Origin of the sequence: Enterococcus sp. AZ079, from assembly GCF_050547255.1 — a bacterium.
Taxonomy (GTDB): Bacteria; Bacillota; Bacilli; order Lactobacillales; family Enterococcaceae; genus Enterococcus_D; species Enterococcus_D casseliflavus.
In genome coordinates, this window is record NZ_CP172955.1 from 2,838,503 (window position 1) to 2,855,646 (window position 17,144).

Here is a 17,144-nt window from a genome sequence, read left to right on the forward strand (position 1 = left end):
AATAGGCATTTCTAGCTTATGCAATTCAATTACCCCACAGAACCTTCCATCTCATAACTAATTAACCGGTTCAATTCGACTGCGTATTCCATCGGTAATTCTTTGGTGAATGGTTCGACGAATCCCATGACGATCATTTCGGTTGCTTCGCTTTCGGAGAGGCCGCGACTCATTAGGTAGTATAGTTGTTCTTCTGAGATTTTGGAGACTTTGGCTTCGTGTTCTAGGGACACTTGGCTGTTGTGAATCTCATTGAATGGGATGGTATCGGATTTCGATAGGTCATCCATGATGATAGTGTCACACTCGATATGGGAGATAGAGCCTGCGCTCTTCTTGCCGAAGGTGACTTGTCCACGATAGTTTACTGCACCGCCGTCTTTAGAAATTGATTTTGAGACGATGGAGCTGGAGGTGTTTGGTGCGTTATGGATCATTTTTGCACCAGTATCTTGGATTTGGTTGGCACCTGCAAAGGCAATGGAAAGCATCGTGCCCCGTGCGCCTTTGCCATCAAGATACACACTTGGGTATTTCATGGTTGTTTTGGCACCTAGGTTGCCATCGATCCATTCAACGGTAGCACCTTCTAAGGCTTTGGCCCGTTTGGTTACTAGGTTATAGACGTTGTCTGACCAGTTTTGAATGGTGGTGTAGCGGCAGTAAGCGTCTTTTAGGGTGAAAATTTCAACGATGGCTGCGTGCAAACTATTGCTTGAATAGGTTGGGGCGGTACAGCCTTCAACATAATGAACGCTGGCGCCTTCGTCAACGATGATCAATGTGCGTTCAAACTGACCGGTATTTTCGGCATTGATCCGGAAATAGGTTTGTAATGGCACATCGACACGAACGCCTTTTGGTACATAGATAAAGGTACCACCTGACCAAACGGCTGAGTTTAAAGCAGCAAGCTTGTTATCGGTTGGTGGGACTAATTTTGAAAAGTATTGTTTGAACAGCTCAGGGTATTCCTTCAAGGCTGAATCGGTATCGGTAAAGACGATGCCAAGTTTTTCAAACTCTTCTTTCATGTTGTGGTAAACGACTTCTGATTCGTATTGAGCAGAAGCGCCAGCCAGGTATGCCCGCTCGGCTTCTGGAATGCCAATGCGTTCAAAGGTCTCTTTGATTTTTTCTGGTACGTCATCCCAATCACGGGCAGGACGATCACTTGGTTTTTGGTAATATTTGATGGCATCAAAATCGATGTCAGACAGGTCTGGGCCCCAGTTTTGCATGGGCATCTTGTTGAAGGCTTCAAGAGACTTCAAGCGGAACTCAAGCATCCATTCTGGCTCTTGCTTGACCCGTGAGATTTCACGGACGATGTCTTCGGTCAATCCTTCGCCGGTACTAAAAACAGGCTGCACGTCATCGTGGAAGCCAAATTTATATTCTTCTAATTCGGGTACACCCATGGTTCTCACTCCTTTTGTAGTGCGGTTGTCTATTCGCTGGTTTCTTCAGTGTCAGATTCATTGGCGTGGCTGTGACTGACAGATGCTTGTGTACTGTCGGCAGCAATGGCTTTTTCTAATGCTTTCCAAGCTAAAGTCGCACACTTGATGCGTGCAGGAAACTTCGCCACACCTCCAAGCATGGAAGCATCGCCTAAGCGATCGCTTTGGGGAATGTCGTTTCCTTGGACGAGCTCAGAAAACAAGCCTGATAGTTCACCAGCTTCTGCTAGTGTCTTACCGATAATCGCATCCCCCATCATGGATGCACTGGCGGTACTGATGGAACAGCCTTCGCCAGTAAACGCGATGTCTTTGATGGTGTCTCCTTCGACAGCGAGCTCCAAGTGGATCACGTCGCCACAGGTAGGGTTATTCAATTCGACTTTGTACGTTGAATCATCCAAGGTGCCCCGATGATGTGGGTGGCTGGAATGATCCAGAATGACTTGTCGATACAAATTATCTAATTTCGTTAGTGCCATGTTGGAAAAACTCCTTCGTCAGCTTGATGGCGTCAACCAGTCGATCGGCGTCCTCTCTTGTATTATACAGGTAAAAGCTGGCCCGTGCAGTCGCTGGGACTTGCAAATAGCTCAAGAGGGGTTGGGCACAATGATGACCTGCCCGTACCGCGATGCCTTCCATGTCTAAAGCGGTGGCAACATCATGAGGATGGATGCCAGCTAGATTAAAGGCGATCACTCCCGTGCGTTTTGCTGCTTCTTGGGGACCATAGATGGTCAAACCTTCAATGGCTTGCAGTTTGGGCAAAACGTAGGCAGCTAAGTCTGCTTCATGGGCGTGGATGTTTTCTAAGCCGATTTCTGTTAAGTAATCCACCGCTGCACCTAAGCCGATCGCGCCGGCAATATTGGGTGTGCCCGCTTCAAATTTCCACGGCAGTTCTTTCCACGTGCTTTCTTGCAGATGGACAAAATCGATCATTTCACCGCCAAATTCGACGGGCTCCATCTGATCCAGCCATTGCCGTTTGCCGTATAAGACACCGATGCCAGTTGGTCCGCACATTTTATGGCCAGAAAAGGCATAGAAATCACAATCCAGTGCTTGGACATCAACTGCCATATGTGGAACAGCCTGAGCACCATCCACCACCATGACGGCTTGGTGCTGATGCGCCAATTTGGTTAGCTCCGCAATCGGATTGATCACGCCTAAAACATTGGAAACGTGAGCGATCGAAACGATGGCGGTTTTGTCTGTGATCTGTTTCTTGGCATCTTCCATGTCCAAGGTGCCTTCTGGCGTCAGCTGGATATATTTCAAGGTAGCTTTTTTTCGGGCTGCTAATTGTTGCCAAGGGATGATATTGGAGTGATGCTCCATATAGGAAATCACGATTTCATCGCCTTCATTGACAAAACGGTCGCCGTAGCTGCGGGAGACCCAATTTAAACCAGTGGTCGTCCCTCGAGTAAACAGCACTTCCGCCGTTTCATTCGCATGGATAAAGCGGCGCACTTTTTCCCGTGCGCCTTCATAGGAATGGGTCGCCCGTTCTGCGAGGGTATGGACCCCACGATGAACGTTGGCATTGTCTTGATGGTAATAATCGGTGATCGCCTGCAGCACCGCCTCTGGTTTTTGCGTAGTGGCGGCATTGTCGAGGTAGATCAATGGTTCGTCATTTACGAGCTGATCCAAGATGGGAAACGCTTGTTTCACTTTTTGGGCATCGATCATGCGAGTAACTTCCCTTCGATAACGGCAACCAATTCTTGTTGCACTTCTTTGACTGGGATCGCGGTCAAGACGGAGCCTAAGAAACCACGAATCACCAAACGTTCCGCTTCTGCTTTGCGCAGCCCACGACTCATCAAGTAGTACATTTCTTCTGGATCGACCCGTCCCACACTGGCTGCGTGTCCGGCTGTTACTTCGTGTTCGTCGATCAAAAGGATTGGGTTGGCATCGCCACGGGCTTGGTCAGAAAGCATCAAGACCCGACTTTCTTGTTGCGCGTCCGCCCCTTTTGCTCCTTTTAAAATGTGTCCGATACCGTTAAAGGTTAAGACGCCGCGTTCTCTAATGACGCCGTGTTGCAGGATATGGCCAATGGAATGCGGTGCTTTGTTGGTAACACGGGTGTCGATTCCTTGTGTTTGACGCCCAGCACTGATTGCGACCGCTTTGACTTCCGAATGCGCGCCTTCGCCTACAAGATCAGAATCAAAGTCCGCCACGACGTCGCCGTCATTCATGACTCCGATCGCCCAATCTACCATCGCATCTCGTAATACGTAGCCGCGACGATTCATGTACGTAGTGATGTTGATACCTAACTGATCAATCGCAGAGAATTTGACCTTCGCACCTGCTTTGGCGATCACTTCCACTACGATATTGCCAGACAGTTTTTTCGCTTGGTCGCCTTTGGTTTGGAAACGTTCCAAGTAGCTGAACTCACTGTGCTCATCAGCAACGATCAAAATGTGTTTGAAGAAATGCGCTTGACTATTGCCATTGTGATAGAAAATCGCTTCAAGGGGTTCTTCGATCACCACGTTTTTTGGTACATACAAGAACATGCCGCTATTCATAAACGCCGCATGTGCTGCGGTCATTTTATCTTCATCCATTGGCACTGCTTTGGTCATGTAGTATTGATTGACCAACTCTGGTACTTCTTTCATTGCTGTAAACAAGTCAGTGAAGATCACGCCTTTGTCGATCAACTCTTGCGGTAATTGCTCAAAGATGGTGGTGTCATCAAACTGAACGAGGGTCGGATGGTTATCCATCGCGTCAAAGGCGGGAACTGCGCCTGCCACTTCTTCTTCTGACAAAGCGTACTCACCAGCAAGTGCTTGTTCGTCGATATTGAACAATGGCCAACGCTCGTAACGCACCCGCTCGATTTTTGGAAACGCAAGTTCATCCACTTTCGCAAGGGCTGCTTGGCGTAATTCCAACATCCATTCAGGCTCTTCTTTTAACGCTGAAAAAACGTTGACTTGTTCAAGATAATCCTGTAATTTTGCCATTTACCTTGCCTCCTTACGCTTCTTCTTCTTTGTAGTCGATCCCTAACTCTTTACTGATCCCAGCATAGCCTTCTGCTTCTAGGCGTTTGGCTAAATCTGCCGAACCGGTCATCACGACACGGCCTTCCATCATGATATGAACCACGTCTGGTGTGATGTAGTTTAACAGACGTTGGTAATGGGTGATGATTAAAGCGCCAAAGCCTTCGCCGCGCATTTCATTGACGCCTTTTGCTACGACTTTCAAGGCATCGATATCTAGACCAGAGTCGATCTCATCCAAAATCGCAAAGGTTGGCTCTAGCATCAACAATTGTAAGATTTCATTTCGTTTCTTTTCTCCACCAGAGAAGCCTTCATTCAAATAGCGTTCCGCCATTTCTTCGGGCATATTCAATAAATCCATTTTTTCATCTAATTTTTTCAAGAAATCCATGACAGAGATTTTGTCGTCTTCGTCACGTTTGGCATTGATCGCTGCCCGCATGAATTCTGCATTGGTGATGCCTGGAATTTCGCTTGGGTATTGCATCGCCAAGAACAGACCTAAACGAGCTCGCTCATCCACTTCCATTTCCAAGACGTTTTCGCCGTCGAACAAAATTTCCCCTTCTGTCACTTCATAATTCGGGTTGCCCATGATGGCAGCGGACAAGGTTGATTTCCCTGTACCGTTTGGTCCCATGATGGCATGAATCTCTCCAGTTTTTAACACTAAGTCAACGCCTTTTAAGATCTTTTTATCTTCGATTTGGACGTGTAGATTTTTGATTTCTAAAACTGACATTTCTTTCCCTCCAGTATCTTTTCTTTCTCACTATTTTAGACTAATTGAGAATGAACTTCAAACGCTATTCCCGACTTTTTTAAAATATTTCTAATCTGTACATTGGAATTATTATAAAGTATTACATAGAGATAGTACATGGTTATTGTCTGTAATGCTAGAAATTTTTTTGATTTGTTGTAAAAAAGAAAAAGGAATACGACATTGGCTGTCGCATCCCCTACCTTCACTTCTGCTGTGCCCATTCTTCTCGCAAGATGCCATACTTGATGGAATCATAATAGGTGCCTTCCCAGAAACGGACTTTGCGGATCTGGGCTTCTTTGGTCATCCCTAGCTTTTCTCCTAGTTTCATCATGCGGTGATTGCCCGACCACGTGGTATAACCGACACGCTGGATATGAGGCTGTGATTCAAACAACTCATTGATCCACTGGCGAATTGCTTGGCTGCCAATCCCTTGATTCCAAAGGGAAGCATCATAGATGGCTATCCCGAATTCCAACCACTGCTGCAAGGTATTGTCTTCCCAGTAAGCGGTCGCGATCCCCACGATTCTTCCTTGATAGCTGATCGCTTTACGTAACGGGTTGTCGATGCAGCTAGCACCAAACCCCGTTCGAAATTCTTCCCACGTCAACACGGGGTCTTGGAAATACGGTCCGTCCCATTTTTTCCATTCTAAATCTGCCTTAGGCCCATAGCTGATCGACCAAAGTTCAGCAATCATTTCTTCCGTAATCGGTTGAAGTGTGACTGTTTCTGCCATCTTCAAGCCCCCCTTTCTCCTAAAAAAAGTCGTCTCCTTTATTCGTAGACGACTTTCTTTCTATTTTATCTGAAATTTCCGTAAGTTTAAATAAAGGAGTCCGAAAAAAAGGACTGGAAAAAGAGTAAAGCCAAATTGCGGCTTCAAAATCAAGGCGACAAAAACGGCAACAAACAAAAAGGTTGCTAACAAACTAACAGGCCATTTTTTCAAAGTGAAGAAAAGTGCGGTACGCAGGACATCTTTCTTAGCGGCTTTTGGATTACGCACTTGGAAGTACCAAGCGTTGATACTTAGAGCTATGGAAAGCATCCCTAACAAAAGAAAGAAAGGAACGAGCCATTTGCCACTTTCAAATTGAACCGCAAACAGAATATCCACGATCGCAATGACACTTCCCAGCCAGCCGATGAGCCAATAGAGAAACCCGCGCACGGCAAAGGTTCGTAAAAAGTAGCAGAAATCTTTTACTGGATCGATGTCTTTGTGTTCTGCAAAGCGATCGATCGCAGCCAGGAGGCTGATCATGCTTGGCCCAATCAGCAAGAGTGCCAATGCAAACCAAAGGAGGTTTCTAGGATCGACTGCCAAGAACATTGCCGTGAGGGTGTAGGGTGTATTCACGACCCAAAAACTGATATTCAGGGCAAAGCCAATATATAGCCAGCGGAAGATCCGCATGTAAAGATTGTTTTCAAAGGTAGGTTTGGTAAACATGATTGATCACCTCAATTTTTCATTCCCGAAGTAGCGATTCCTTCTACGAAGTATTTTTGCATTGCTAAAAAGACGATCGCTACTGGCAAAATGGAGACCACAGATGCTGCCATGATCAGGGCGTACTCGGCATCATATAAGCCGACAAACATTTTCAACCCTAACTGAATGGTTTTGTTTTCGGTTGAGGAAAGGTAGATAAATGGTCCCATATAATCGTTCCATGTATTGACGAAGGTGATGATGGTCAGACTCGCTAAAGCGGGCTTCGTCAGTGGTAGAATGATTTTTCGATAGATCCCCCACTCACTCAAGCCGTCGATCCGCGCACTTTCACACAATGAATCAGGAATACTACTATAGTATTGTTTCAACAAAAAGACGCCAAAGGCACTGAAGGCTTGTAAGAGGACCAAAGACCAAAGCGTGTCTGTCAGCCCGAACTGGCGCATCATGATGAACTGAGGAATCATATAGGATTGCCAAGGAATCGCAATCGTACCGATGTATGTCAGAAACAACAGGTCGCGTCCTTTGAAATGCATCTTCGAAAACCCATAAGCCGCAAAGCTAGAGGTAAACAGTTGGATCAAGGTAATGATGATGCTCAAAAATGCTGTGTTCTTGAAAAAAGTCAGCAAAGGAATGCGATCCCAGATCACCGTATAGTTTTCTGGGTGCCAACTTTTTGGAATCCATTGGATCGGTACGCTAAAAACATCGTTATTGGTCTTAAAAGAAGCAGAGATCATCCAAAGAAACGGGATCAGTGTCACTAACGCGAGAAATGTTAATAAAAGAATCAAGGAGACACTGCCGACCGACAGCTTGGCTTTTTGTTTTGGTTTGGCTTGAACATTCTTTTTACTCAGTGTATTTTCCATCTGTACTCCCTCCTTACACCCGTTCTTGTCTTTGGTTCCACTTAAACTGGATCACCGTGATGCCCAAAACGATCACAAACAAGACCATGGCGATCGCAGATGCGTAACCAAAATTAAATTTCACAAACGCTTCGTTGTAAATTTGATACACCAAGACATTGGTGGCTCGACCGGGTCCGCCGGCAGTCATGACTTGGACCAAATCGAAGATCTTGAAACAGTTGATGACCAGCATGATCGAAACAAAGAAGGTCGTTGGTCGCAAGGACGGCAAAGTCACGTTGCGAAACTGCTGCCACTTGTTGGCGCCATCGATCGAAGCCGCTTCATACAATTCCTTTGGCACACTTTGTAACCCTGCCAAGTATAAGATCATGTAATACCCCATGCCACGCCAGACGCTGACTATGATGATCGCCGTCAAAGCCCAATCAGAGCTGGAGGTCCAACCAGGAGGATTTTCAATAAAAAATTTCAAAAACTGATTGATTGGTCCCATCGTTGGGTGAAACAACATGTTCCACACGACAGCGATCGCAACTAACGAGGTGACATAAGGAAAGAAGAAGGCAGTACGGAAAAACTTCATTCCACGTACTTTTTTATTCAATAAAATTGCTAAGCCTAAGGAACATACTAACGTCAATGGAACGACGCCAATCGTATAGAGAAAGGTGTTCTTTAACGAGATCCAAAAGGTGTCGTCCCCTAGCATTTTGCTGAAATTTTTCATTCCCACAAATTCAGGCGAACTAAAGGAATCCCATTCCATGAAAGCCAGAATCAATGAGAACACAACGGGCACTAAGGTAAATAAGAAAAAGCCGATAAAGTTTGGTGCAATAAAAGACAGCGCGGTTAGCGTATTTTTGCGTTTCAACTTATTGACTGCTTTTGATTTTGAGGTTATTTCCATATTTGTCTCCTGCTGCTTGCCAGCAGGCCCCCTTTCATTAATAAAGAGAAGGAACTTTTTTGCCCAAGTCCCTTCTCTCGTTAAGACTATTCGGTTTCAGATTTCACCCTTTTTTCCATATTCGCAATGCCTTCTTTTGGTGTTTCATCCCCTACAAGAATCAAGTCATGTTCTTCTTGCAAGATTTTGTCGATCGCTGGTCCATTTTCATCGACAGGAAACTCGATCGCGACGGTTTCTGGATTGAAGGCTTTTTTCGATACTTCATCGGCAGGCATGCCTTCACGGGAGAAATAAAGTTCATCAATGGCGTCAGTCTTATACGAAGGAACGACACCGACTTCTGCTAATACTTTGGCGCCTTCTTCACCAGAACAAAAGTCTAAGAATTTTTGTGCAGCTTCTTGATGTTTTGAATTTTTATTGATGGCAAAAGCAGTCGGAGAACCAAATGTCGTTACTTCCCCTTTTTCATTTTGCGGCATTTCCGCAATGCCCCACTCGACATCTGTCTTGCCATCGTCGATATTGGTCATCAATGCACCCATATACCAAGTTCCCATGTACATCATGGCTGCTTTTTCATTTTCAAATTGTGATTGATACGTAACTTTCGTTGATTTTGCTGTCCCAAAGTCCATTTGCGCCTTTTCGTCTTGCATCCGCAATGCACGATCATAATATTCTTCTAAATAGTCGTATTGAGGATCGATCAAGTTGGCGCCATTTTGGGCAGCTGCAATCGCTTGGGTAGTGGAACGCCACGTGTGTTGATACGCACCATAAATTTGTTCGTCTGGTTTTGTTAGCTGCTTGGCAAGCTCCTCATATTCGTCCCAGGTGATGTTTGATGGGTAGTCTAAGCCTGCTTCATCGAACATTTTTTTGTTATAATACAAGACCCAAAAATCCGTCCGATACGGTTGTGCATAGGTTTTGCCTTCTACGTCATACATGTCATAGCTTTCTTGCGCTGGGGCAATATCCAATGATCCGATATGGTCGGTGAGATCCACCAATTGGTCCCGCAACGCATAATTAGAGTAAGAAAGTAAATTTTTCATGGTCAAAATATCTGTCGTATCTCCTGAAGAGAGCATCGTCGTTAGCTTGGTATCATAATCATCTGAAGCAATATCGACAGGTTCAACGGTAATGCCTGGATTCGCTTCTTCAAAGGCACGGAATAGTTTTTCGAATTCAGGTGTCGTATCGTAATTCCAAGTGGTTACGGTCAATTTGATGTCGCCATCTTCAGAAGCAGCGGAATCATCTGTCGCTCCGCCTCCACACGCTGCCAAGGCTGCGATTGTCCCAAACATCGTTACTGCTAATAAACCTTTTTTCAAAAAGTGCATGTTCATTCCTCCATTAAACATTTTTTTAAAGGGTCGCCCCTAAAACTACCAATAGGAATACCAACTTTGTGACACCCGCATCAGCGCTTCCATGTAATAGTAATCGCCCCAGATCATGCATTCATCGACCCCTTTGAGGGAATTCTTGTCATAAACCCCATGCATCAAAAGTCCGTTTGATTCGGGATGGTCGATCGTTGTATAGTTTTGGGCTAACGACGCCAAGATCGCCAAGGCGTTTTCCTGATAGGCGGCTTGGTTTGGCTGCGTGATCGGTAAATGTTTCGCCAGTTCTAGCAAGCCACAGACTGCGATGGCGGCGGCCGAACTATCCCTTTCTTCCTGACTACCATCGTTAAACACTAAATCCCAATAACTGACCTTGTCCGCCGGTAATTCAGCAATAAAGTAATCCGCAAGGTCTTGAGCAGTCTTCAAGAAACTGGTATCACCGGTGTAAAGGTAACTCAGCGTAAATCCGTAGATTCCCCACGCTTGCCCTCTCGCCCAGCAGGAATCATCGGCATAGCCTTGTTGGGTATTGCCGCCGATCGCCGCTCCAGTTTCAACGTCGAAGTAATAGGTGTGGTACGTCGTGGCGTTGTCTCGCACGATGTATTTCTGGGTCTGCTTGGCATGAGCATAGGCTGCTTGTTTGTAGGATTCATCCCCCGTCATTTGGGAAGCAAAATACAATAGCGGCAAATTCATCAAGCAATCAATAATGATGCGCCCTCGTTGTTGCGGATCATCGAGATTGCCCCACGCTTGAATGATCTGGGCTTTGGGTGAGTAACGGGCCATCAATAGATCGGCGGCGGCAATCGCGAGTTTTTTCGAAGATTCCCGTCCGTTCACTCGATAGTCGGCAATCGCAGTCAAACTATACAAAAACCCGATATCATGGGTTTCTAGTCCAATTCTTTGGTCCAATCGTTCTTGGAAAGAGTGCAGTTGTTTTTCGATGGTTTCATCAAATTCTGTTGATCCCGTCAGTTCTTTACTCAAAAACAACATGCCAGTCCAAAAACTCGCCGTCCAATCATGGTTGGCTTCTGGTCGATAGACAAGCTGTTCACTTGCTGCAGGTGGGACCAACGTGTCAAAGGTCTTAGTATTCTTTCTTACTTGATTAACGGTGAAGTCGATTTGCTCGGCTACCCATTGTGATAGCTGTACGTCATAGCTGGTTTCCATTTTTTCCTCCTATTCGCTCAACCTGGATCATATGTCCGGATTGATTGATCGTAATGTTGTTTGTTGTCACTTCGACGGTCACTGCTTGTTCTTGTTCTTGTGGAAGCAAGCCGGTGACGAGGGAAACGAACAGGTGCTTTCCTGCTTGTCGTTGAGCAGTTAAATACGGCAGCCACGTTGCAGGATACAAGAGGTTCGTATTTGGCTCCGTTCGTATGACATCGCTCGTTTCATAGCCAGCGATCGCCTCGATTTTCGAATAGCCGATCGATGTTCGTACCGCAGCGCTGCTTGCGGTTTTTTCAGTGATGGCAGTTGCCTCTTTCGGTGATGAAAACCCACCCTCATAGAAAGAAAGGGCGCGCTGAGAATTGATCTCATGAATGCGAAGGTGACTGCCTATCAGTGGAATGATTGTTGTTTTTATCTGGACGTCTTCCCATGGATTCCATTCATGAATGATCCGATCAGGTAAAAGCTGATACTGGCGATCCAATCCTTTGGTGCGAAAGTAATGGTCATCTTCTGATAAAGCCAATGTGTTGTCATAATTTCCTTCATAAAACCAATAATTGCTCTTGGGCACGCTATTGCCAAACGTCGTTGAGTAGACAAATTTGCTATATTTGCTGCTGGCATGACTTTGATAGTTGATACATTGTCCTGCAGGAAACATCAAGGCATGGGTCAAGTCTTGATTGTGTTGATAAAAGTTCTTACTGATGGGATGAGCCAGTGTTCTTTCAGTGATCACTAATGGCGCTGGGGTGGCTTGCCAATAGGGATGCTCCTTTGGTACCGCTAACAAAAGAAAGATTTTTAACGCCCAATAAGGTGAACCTGGTGCATTGTAGCCTTCGGCAAAGATCAGATTCTGGTACGAATAGCCGACCGTCAGTATCCCTTCGGAAGTAAAAATGTCTTGCTGCATCCACTGATGCAGGTGACGACTGATCAACCCTTTGATCTCTCCCCATGGCAATGCTTCAACATCCGCAAAAACCAATGCGCTGAAGAAAGAAACTTGCGCAAAGCGATACGTCAAACTTCGACCAAAAGGAACGGCAGCTCCACCTGCTGCAAACCAATGCTTGAAGGTTTGAGCAAACTCGGTGGCTCGTTGTTTGAACTTCCTTCCCCTTTCAAGATCCTCAGGGACAAATCGACAGTACAGAAGACTATAGTAGTGGATCGCAAAAGATACATAGTAATCGATTTGAGTGGCTACTCCGTCACAGTACCATCCTTCCCCTAAATAAAAGGTCTCGATCAATGCCAAGTCAGCATCGATCTTTTCTTGGGAAAAGCTGCTGCCACAACGCTTCATGGCTACATTGACGAGAACCCGAAAGAAATGCCAATTGTTTGCGGGAATTTCTCGTTGATTGACTTGGATCAGCCACGCATGGAGATTATCTTTTTGGCGTTGGGAGAAAACATCCCACGTTTTTTCCTTGTTTAATAATAAAAAGGTACTTAGCGAAGCCATTTCCACGATTCGTTGGTCGAAGTCTTCCACAACACCCCAATAATCGGGACTCTCTGGATCTGTACCAGCAATAATTCCTGAGAGATAGGTTTCCATGAATGAATCTTCTTGCTGGGTTAGATAAGGCGCGAGTCCCCAAAGCGGTCGCAAGAACGCTTCAAGTTCCTGTACCTCTTTCTCATAGACAGTCCCATGGCTGCCTAAAGCCAAATGACCGGGACGACTGCTTGCAAAAGCGGGTTTGAGTTGATCCATGATCGTTTTGAAGCCGGCTGCTACATCTTCATAACTTTCAAATTTATTCTTTTTCAATTGCTGCAGCTTCTGTGATTGCATCCGCATCCTTCCTTTCAATCAATGTCGCTTTAATAAAACCATAATATTCTCCGTAGACCGTCACCACATCTTGCAGTTTCAGTTGTTGACTTTGTTCATTGAATACTTGGTACTGTCCAGCCACTGTTTCTAGAATAAATCGATCCCCTTTCTCAATGTCTGCTGTTTTCGCATCACTCTTTACGATGGTGCCAGATAGCTTCACGAATTCATGCAACGGGACGACACCTTGCGAAAAATCTTCGTCAGAATAACAAAGCGCTCGTTCTTTTAATTGCTTTTCGCTGCTTTGGGAAAATGCTTGCGTCTGCGTTGCTTCATTTGGAGAACAAGCAGTCAACCCCATAAGTAGACCCAGGATAAATAACGAATTAATCCACTTCATTCATGCCACCCTCATTTTTAAAACGCTTTCTTCATTTCAAATCATACTTTTTTTAGGAAAATAATCAATAGTTTTTCCTAAAAAAAGTAAAATTTTTACTTGAGGGTAATTTCTCTCTTGGTTTTTTTACTAAAAAGAAATATACTGTAGAGGAGAAGCATTGGAGGAGGGATTCTATGGCTACGATTACCGACATAGCGACCATAGCTGAGGTATCAATATCAACCGTATCACGGGTTCTGAACTACGATCCTAGTCTTTCAGTGACCGAAGAAACCAAACGAAAGATTTTCGAGGCAGCTGAAAAACTAAATTATACGAAATACAAAAACAAGCAAAAGCAGCGTGAACTACCAGTGGATGTACCAAAAAAACACAACAAATCGATCGGGATCGTTCAGTGGCGGATGGATGATGAAGAATTAGAAGACATTTACTATATGTCGATTCGTTTGGGTGTGGAAAAACGCGCCGCCGAACTGGGTTGTGATCTGTTAAAAATCTCCAACCTTGATGAGTCAGTGATCCATTCCGTCGACGGCTTACTGGCAATCGGCAAGTTTACAGAAGAGCGGGTCAAGAAACTCCATGAGCTACACCCCAACCTCTGTGTGATTGGCAGTAACTTTCCGCTGGATGACTACGACTCTGTCAATACCGATTTTACGCAAGCAACGGAGTTGGCTCTTTCTCACTTGATGGGACTTGGTCATCAAAAAATCGCCTTTATCGGCGCCGAGGAAAGTCAAAATATGTATGGGTATCGGCGGTACAAAACGCCAACGGTCAACACCTATGTCGATATGATGCAGCATTATCAGCTGTTTGATGAGGATTATTTCATCGTGAAAGAAAATAGTCGGTTGGATGTCCAAACGGGGGAAGAATTAACGGAGCAGGCTTTGGCTTTGTGGCAAGACCGCTTGCCGACTGCGATTTTGGCAGCCAATGATGCCTTTGCGATCGGGGTCATCCATACGTTAACGGCTCATGGAATCAAGATTCCTGAAGACATCAGTGTTATGGGCATCAACGATATTTCGGTGTCCCGCTATGTCTCTCCACCCCTTTCTTCAGTCCAAGCATTTACTGAAGAGATGGGTGAAACGGGGTTAGAGCTACTCTATAACCGCATCGAAAATCCTGGGATCGCCAGACGCATCTTTTTAAGTACACAGCTGGTGATTCGTCAATCTACCGCAAAACCAAAAGAAGGCTGAGAAGCTGCGGTGTCTTCTTGCATTGATCAACGTCATTGCAAGGAAGCACCGCATCCTTCTCAGCCTTTTTTTATTTTAATGGTCGTTTTGATTTCTCCTGTCTGCTCAAGCGCGTGTTCGGCTTGGATCAAATACGCTTGTGCCTGTACACCATGGTGGTCTTGATAAGTGACTGGCTGTATTTGGATCTTATCACTGGTAAAACCAAGAACACAGCGTGCTTTTTTTGTCATTAGTTGAACGGTCTTATCTTGCACCATTGGTGGTATGTTCGTAATAAAGTTTTCCACCACAAGATTCTTTGGTTGGTGCTCGTCAAAGACAAAATGGTCTTCGATCGTTACTTGTTGCTGCGAGACAACGAAGCGCCGCTGGTATTCAGTGACCGCTGCTTTCGGATAGAACGCACTGAGGTCTAAGTCAAATTGCTGGTCATTAACCTGCAGCACCGTTGCTTCCTCGGCTGTTGGGCGTTGGGTGTGCTGGTTGATGATTGGCAGCGAATGACTGATTGCGGCTGCGGGAAAGTAGTGATAGCGCGTGTTCTCGTCAAAATACTCTTTGGTGTACTCCCCTGCACCAAGGTCCGTCAGAAACAACTCCTCTGTCGTTCCTAAGACAAAATGACCGACATCGAGATGATTGTGGCTTTCTTGATTGCTCCCCCCTTTGGCAGCAAAAAAAAGATTCTGCTGCACATCTTTTGCCATGAACCACTGCGCTTGTTCAAAATAGTGATGAAGCGAGGCATTCGTTTCTCGTGTGATCGCTTCGTTATGCCAATACAAATTTCGATAGCTGTGGGCAAACCGGTAGCAAGGATCAAAATCTAACGGACTGACCCCCGATAATTGGGGAACCGCCACGCCTAAATGCTCGTAGCAATAACTGACCAAGCCACTAGGCAGTTCGATCGCCGAATAATCAGAAAAAGGAATGTAATGCCCTGGAGAAATCATCGTGTAATAAGGAAAAGCGGCAATTTTTCTGGTTTTAGGCTGTTTTAGGTAGGTATCTTCTTGCAATACTTCTGCCAACAATTGCGCATAATACAGAAAATAACCAAACCCATACGCCCAGTAACCGACGCCTTCTACACAAGCCCCATCTTCGCCAAAGCTGTTGAGATAGCTTTGCAATGCAGTATCCAATCGTTTGATCATCCGCAATTGTCGCTCGCTTTTTTTCGGCAATACATAGAGCGCCGTCATTCCAAGACAGCCACCAATAACTGCGGACCAATTGTTCTCTTTTGTCTCCCACTCCCAGGTTTGCTCCTCGAAGGGTAAAAAAAGCCGTTGATCGATCTCATACAACACTCGTTCTGTGATAACTGGTGAAAGGTCTCCCCCAATCAGCATAAACAATTCCGCTAAGGATTGCCCAGTTTCAGCTGCAAAAAGATCGACTGTGTGGCGCGCTTGCGAAGAAAACTGGCCATCGACAATCGGCAGATGCGCTGGCAGACACCATGTATATTCATTGCAGATTTCCCAAATCACTTGCTCCAGCAGCACTTTGATCGCTGCCTTACGCTCCATTTCATAAGCAAGTCCTAAAACCACCAACATCCGTCGGCGGGCAAAATAATGGGATTCGAAGACAACACGATTCCCCGATTCGAGATACTCTTGATAGCCTTGATAAGGCAAATAGGGAATCTCACCAGTGTCAAGATAAGCCTGTGCCGCCTGTAAAATTTCTTCTTTTACATCTGCTGGATTCACGCGTTTTCCTCCTGAATGGAGCGTCCGAAGACTTCGATTTGGGTCAACGCTGGAAATGGTGAGGGATCGTCATTTTGGATCAGCTCATGCAATTTCACCCAAGTGACCGTTCGCGGCTGGAAAGAAAACCGTTGAGGCTGGCTGCTTTTGACCGTCTGCAAGATTTCTTGACTCCCATCGGAAAACGCCAACGTGACTTGTTGCCAATAGCTATCATGGGGAAAATCCGCCCGTAACGTAAGCGCACATTGGTCGATGCGGACCTCATGACCAAAGTCGATCGTCAAAGCGGCATCTGCTTGTTGATTGATCCCCCATGAGCCATAGGGATAATTGCCATGAGACGTATTGGCAAAAATGCCATCAATGGCGTTACAAGCGAAAAACGTCGCATCATCTCTTGTTTCAACATTGGCATGGGCATGCGGATAGGCACCTAAGAATTCTTTTTGATCATGAGGGTTTAAGGCGACGTTGCGGTAAGCCGCTAGTTCTTCTTTTGTTGCTACCCGCACACTCAAATAATGGCTTTTCCCAGCAAAACGGCCTTCTGGCGCGGCTTCTTTGGCATTTTCACTAAGATGTACGGGGTAGATCCACTCGTTGCCTTTGATGTACACCAAAGTAGTCGCCAGCGTTTCATCGAGTGTGACCCACACAAATTGTCCACTGCGTGAGAGCGAGACAACGATTTTATCTCCGTCCTCGTAACAATACTCTTGGGATGCCAACGTGACAAAGTCTTCCGCCGTCGCTTGAAGAAGGGTAGGTTCACTTTCAGGTGTTCGTTTGCCTTTTTTTACTTGATGCTTTTGGTCATAAATCGTTAAGGAAATCTGGGTCATTGCATGTAGCTCCTCTCATATTTTCTCCATTATAGCGATGTCGACA

Annotated in this window: 16 protein-coding genes; 1 reads left to right on the forward strand and 15 read right to left on the reverse strand. The window is 45.6% G+C overall.

Going from position 1 to position 17,144, the window contains the following annotated elements; genetic code table 11:
* Positions 1–29: 29 nt before the first annotated feature.
* The 13 genes from sufB to IGJ15_RS13570 form a co-directional block, all read right to left on the reverse strand.
* On the reverse strand, positions 30–1,421 hold the full coding sequence (sufB, locus tag IGJ15_RS13510; protein WP_005232103.1) for a Fe-S cluster assembly protein SufB: 1,392 nt from the start codon (positions 1,419–1,421) through the stop codon (positions 30–32).
* 29 nt (positions 1,422–1,450) lie between these two features.
* On the reverse strand, positions 1,451–1,945 hold the full coding sequence (gene sufU, locus IGJ15_RS13515) for a Fe-S cluster assembly sulfur transfer protein SufU (RefSeq protein ID WP_005232105.1): 495 nt from the start codon (positions 1,943–1,945) through the stop codon (positions 1,451–1,453).
* Positions 1,923–3,167 (reverse strand): cysteine desulfurase, encoded by a 1,245-nt coding sequence (locus tag IGJ15_RS13520; protein WP_010748770.1) that lies wholly within the window; start codon positions 3,165–3,167, stop codon positions 1,923–1,925. The genes sufU and IGJ15_RS13520 overlap by 23 nt, the downstream gene beginning before the upstream one ends.
* Entirely contained in the window at positions 3,164–4,468 is a 1,305-nt protein-coding gene (sufD, locus tag IGJ15_RS13525) for a Fe-S cluster assembly protein SufD (RefSeq protein ID WP_010748769.1), read from the reverse strand. Before sufD ends, IGJ15_RS13520 begins: the two co-directional genes overlap by 4 nt.
* Positions 4,469–4,481: 13 nt before the next feature.
* Positions 4,482–5,255, reverse strand: coding sequence for a Fe-S cluster assembly ATPase SufC (sufC, locus tag IGJ15_RS13530; protein WP_005227367.1), 774 nt, complete (start codon positions 5,253–5,255; stop codon positions 4,482–4,484).
* 226 nt (positions 5,256–5,481) lie between these two features.
* Complete coding sequence (locus tag IGJ15_RS13535; RefSeq protein ID WP_010748768.1) at positions 5,482–6,024, reverse strand: GNAT family N-acetyltransferase; 543 nt, start codon at positions 6,022–6,024, stop codon at positions 5,482–5,484.
* A 60-nt stretch (positions 6,025–6,084) separates the two neighbouring features.
* Positions 6,085–6,741: a hypothetical protein gene (locus IGJ15_RS13540; RefSeq protein ID WP_010748767.1), complete on the reverse strand. Its 657-nt coding sequence runs from the start codon at positions 6,739–6,741 to the stop codon at positions 6,085–6,087.
* Positions 6,742–6,752: 11 nt separating this feature from the next.
* Positions 6,753–7,625 (reverse strand): carbohydrate ABC transporter permease, encoded by an 873-nt coding sequence (locus IGJ15_RS13545; protein WP_010748766.1) that lies wholly within the window; start codon positions 7,623–7,625, stop codon positions 6,753–6,755.
* A 13-nt stretch (positions 7,626–7,638) separates the two neighbouring features.
* Positions 7,639–8,541, reverse strand: coding sequence for a carbohydrate ABC transporter permease (locus IGJ15_RS13550; RefSeq protein ID WP_154694148.1), 903 nt, complete (start codon positions 8,539–8,541; stop codon positions 7,639–7,641).
* An 86-nt stretch (positions 8,542–8,627) separates the two neighbouring features.
* On the reverse strand, positions 8,628–9,899 hold the full coding sequence (locus tag IGJ15_RS13555; protein WP_086294521.1) for an ABC transporter substrate-binding protein: 1,272 nt from the start codon (positions 9,897–9,899) through the stop codon (positions 8,628–8,630).
* Positions 9,900–9,944: 45 nt separating this feature from the next.
* A complete protein-coding gene (locus IGJ15_RS13560; RefSeq protein ID WP_016609652.1) occupies positions 9,945–11,096 on the reverse strand; it encodes a glycoside hydrolase family 88 protein in 1,152 nt (383 codons plus the stop codon).
* Complete coding sequence (locus tag IGJ15_RS13565) at positions 11,080–12,921, reverse strand: DUF2264 domain-containing protein (protein ID WP_167826670.1); 1,842 nt, start codon at positions 12,919–12,921, stop codon at positions 11,080–11,082. Before IGJ15_RS13565 ends, IGJ15_RS13560 begins: the two co-directional genes overlap by 17 nt.
* Positions 12,884–13,306: a hypothetical protein gene (locus IGJ15_RS13570; protein ID WP_010748761.1), complete on the reverse strand. Its 423-nt coding sequence runs from the start codon at positions 13,304–13,306 to the stop codon at positions 12,884–12,886. The genes IGJ15_RS13565 and IGJ15_RS13570 overlap by 38 nt, the downstream gene beginning before the upstream one ends.
* Positions 13,307–13,482: 176 nt before the next feature.
* On the opposite strand from IGJ15_RS13570, the gene IGJ15_RS13575 reads away from it, so the two are divergent.
* Complete coding sequence (locus IGJ15_RS13575; RefSeq protein WP_010748760.1) at positions 13,483–14,526, forward strand: LacI family DNA-binding transcriptional regulator; 1,044 nt, start codon at positions 13,483–13,485, stop codon at positions 14,524–14,526.
* Positions 14,527–14,585: 59 nt separating this feature from the next.
* Here the strand turns inward: IGJ15_RS13575 and IGJ15_RS13580 are convergent, their stop codons facing one another.
* Together IGJ15_RS13580 and IGJ15_RS13585 are read right to left on the reverse strand one after the other, a co-directional pair.
* Positions 14,586–16,253, reverse strand: coding sequence for a hypothetical protein (locus IGJ15_RS13580; protein ID WP_430599157.1), 1,668 nt, complete (start codon positions 16,251–16,253; stop codon positions 14,586–14,588).
* Positions 16,250–17,098 (reverse strand): hypothetical protein, encoded by an 849-nt coding sequence (locus IGJ15_RS13585; protein ID WP_010748758.1) that lies wholly within the window; start codon positions 17,096–17,098, stop codon positions 16,250–16,252. The genes IGJ15_RS13580 and IGJ15_RS13585 overlap by 4 nt, the downstream gene beginning before the upstream one ends.
* Positions 17,099–17,144 lie beyond the last annotated feature (46 nt).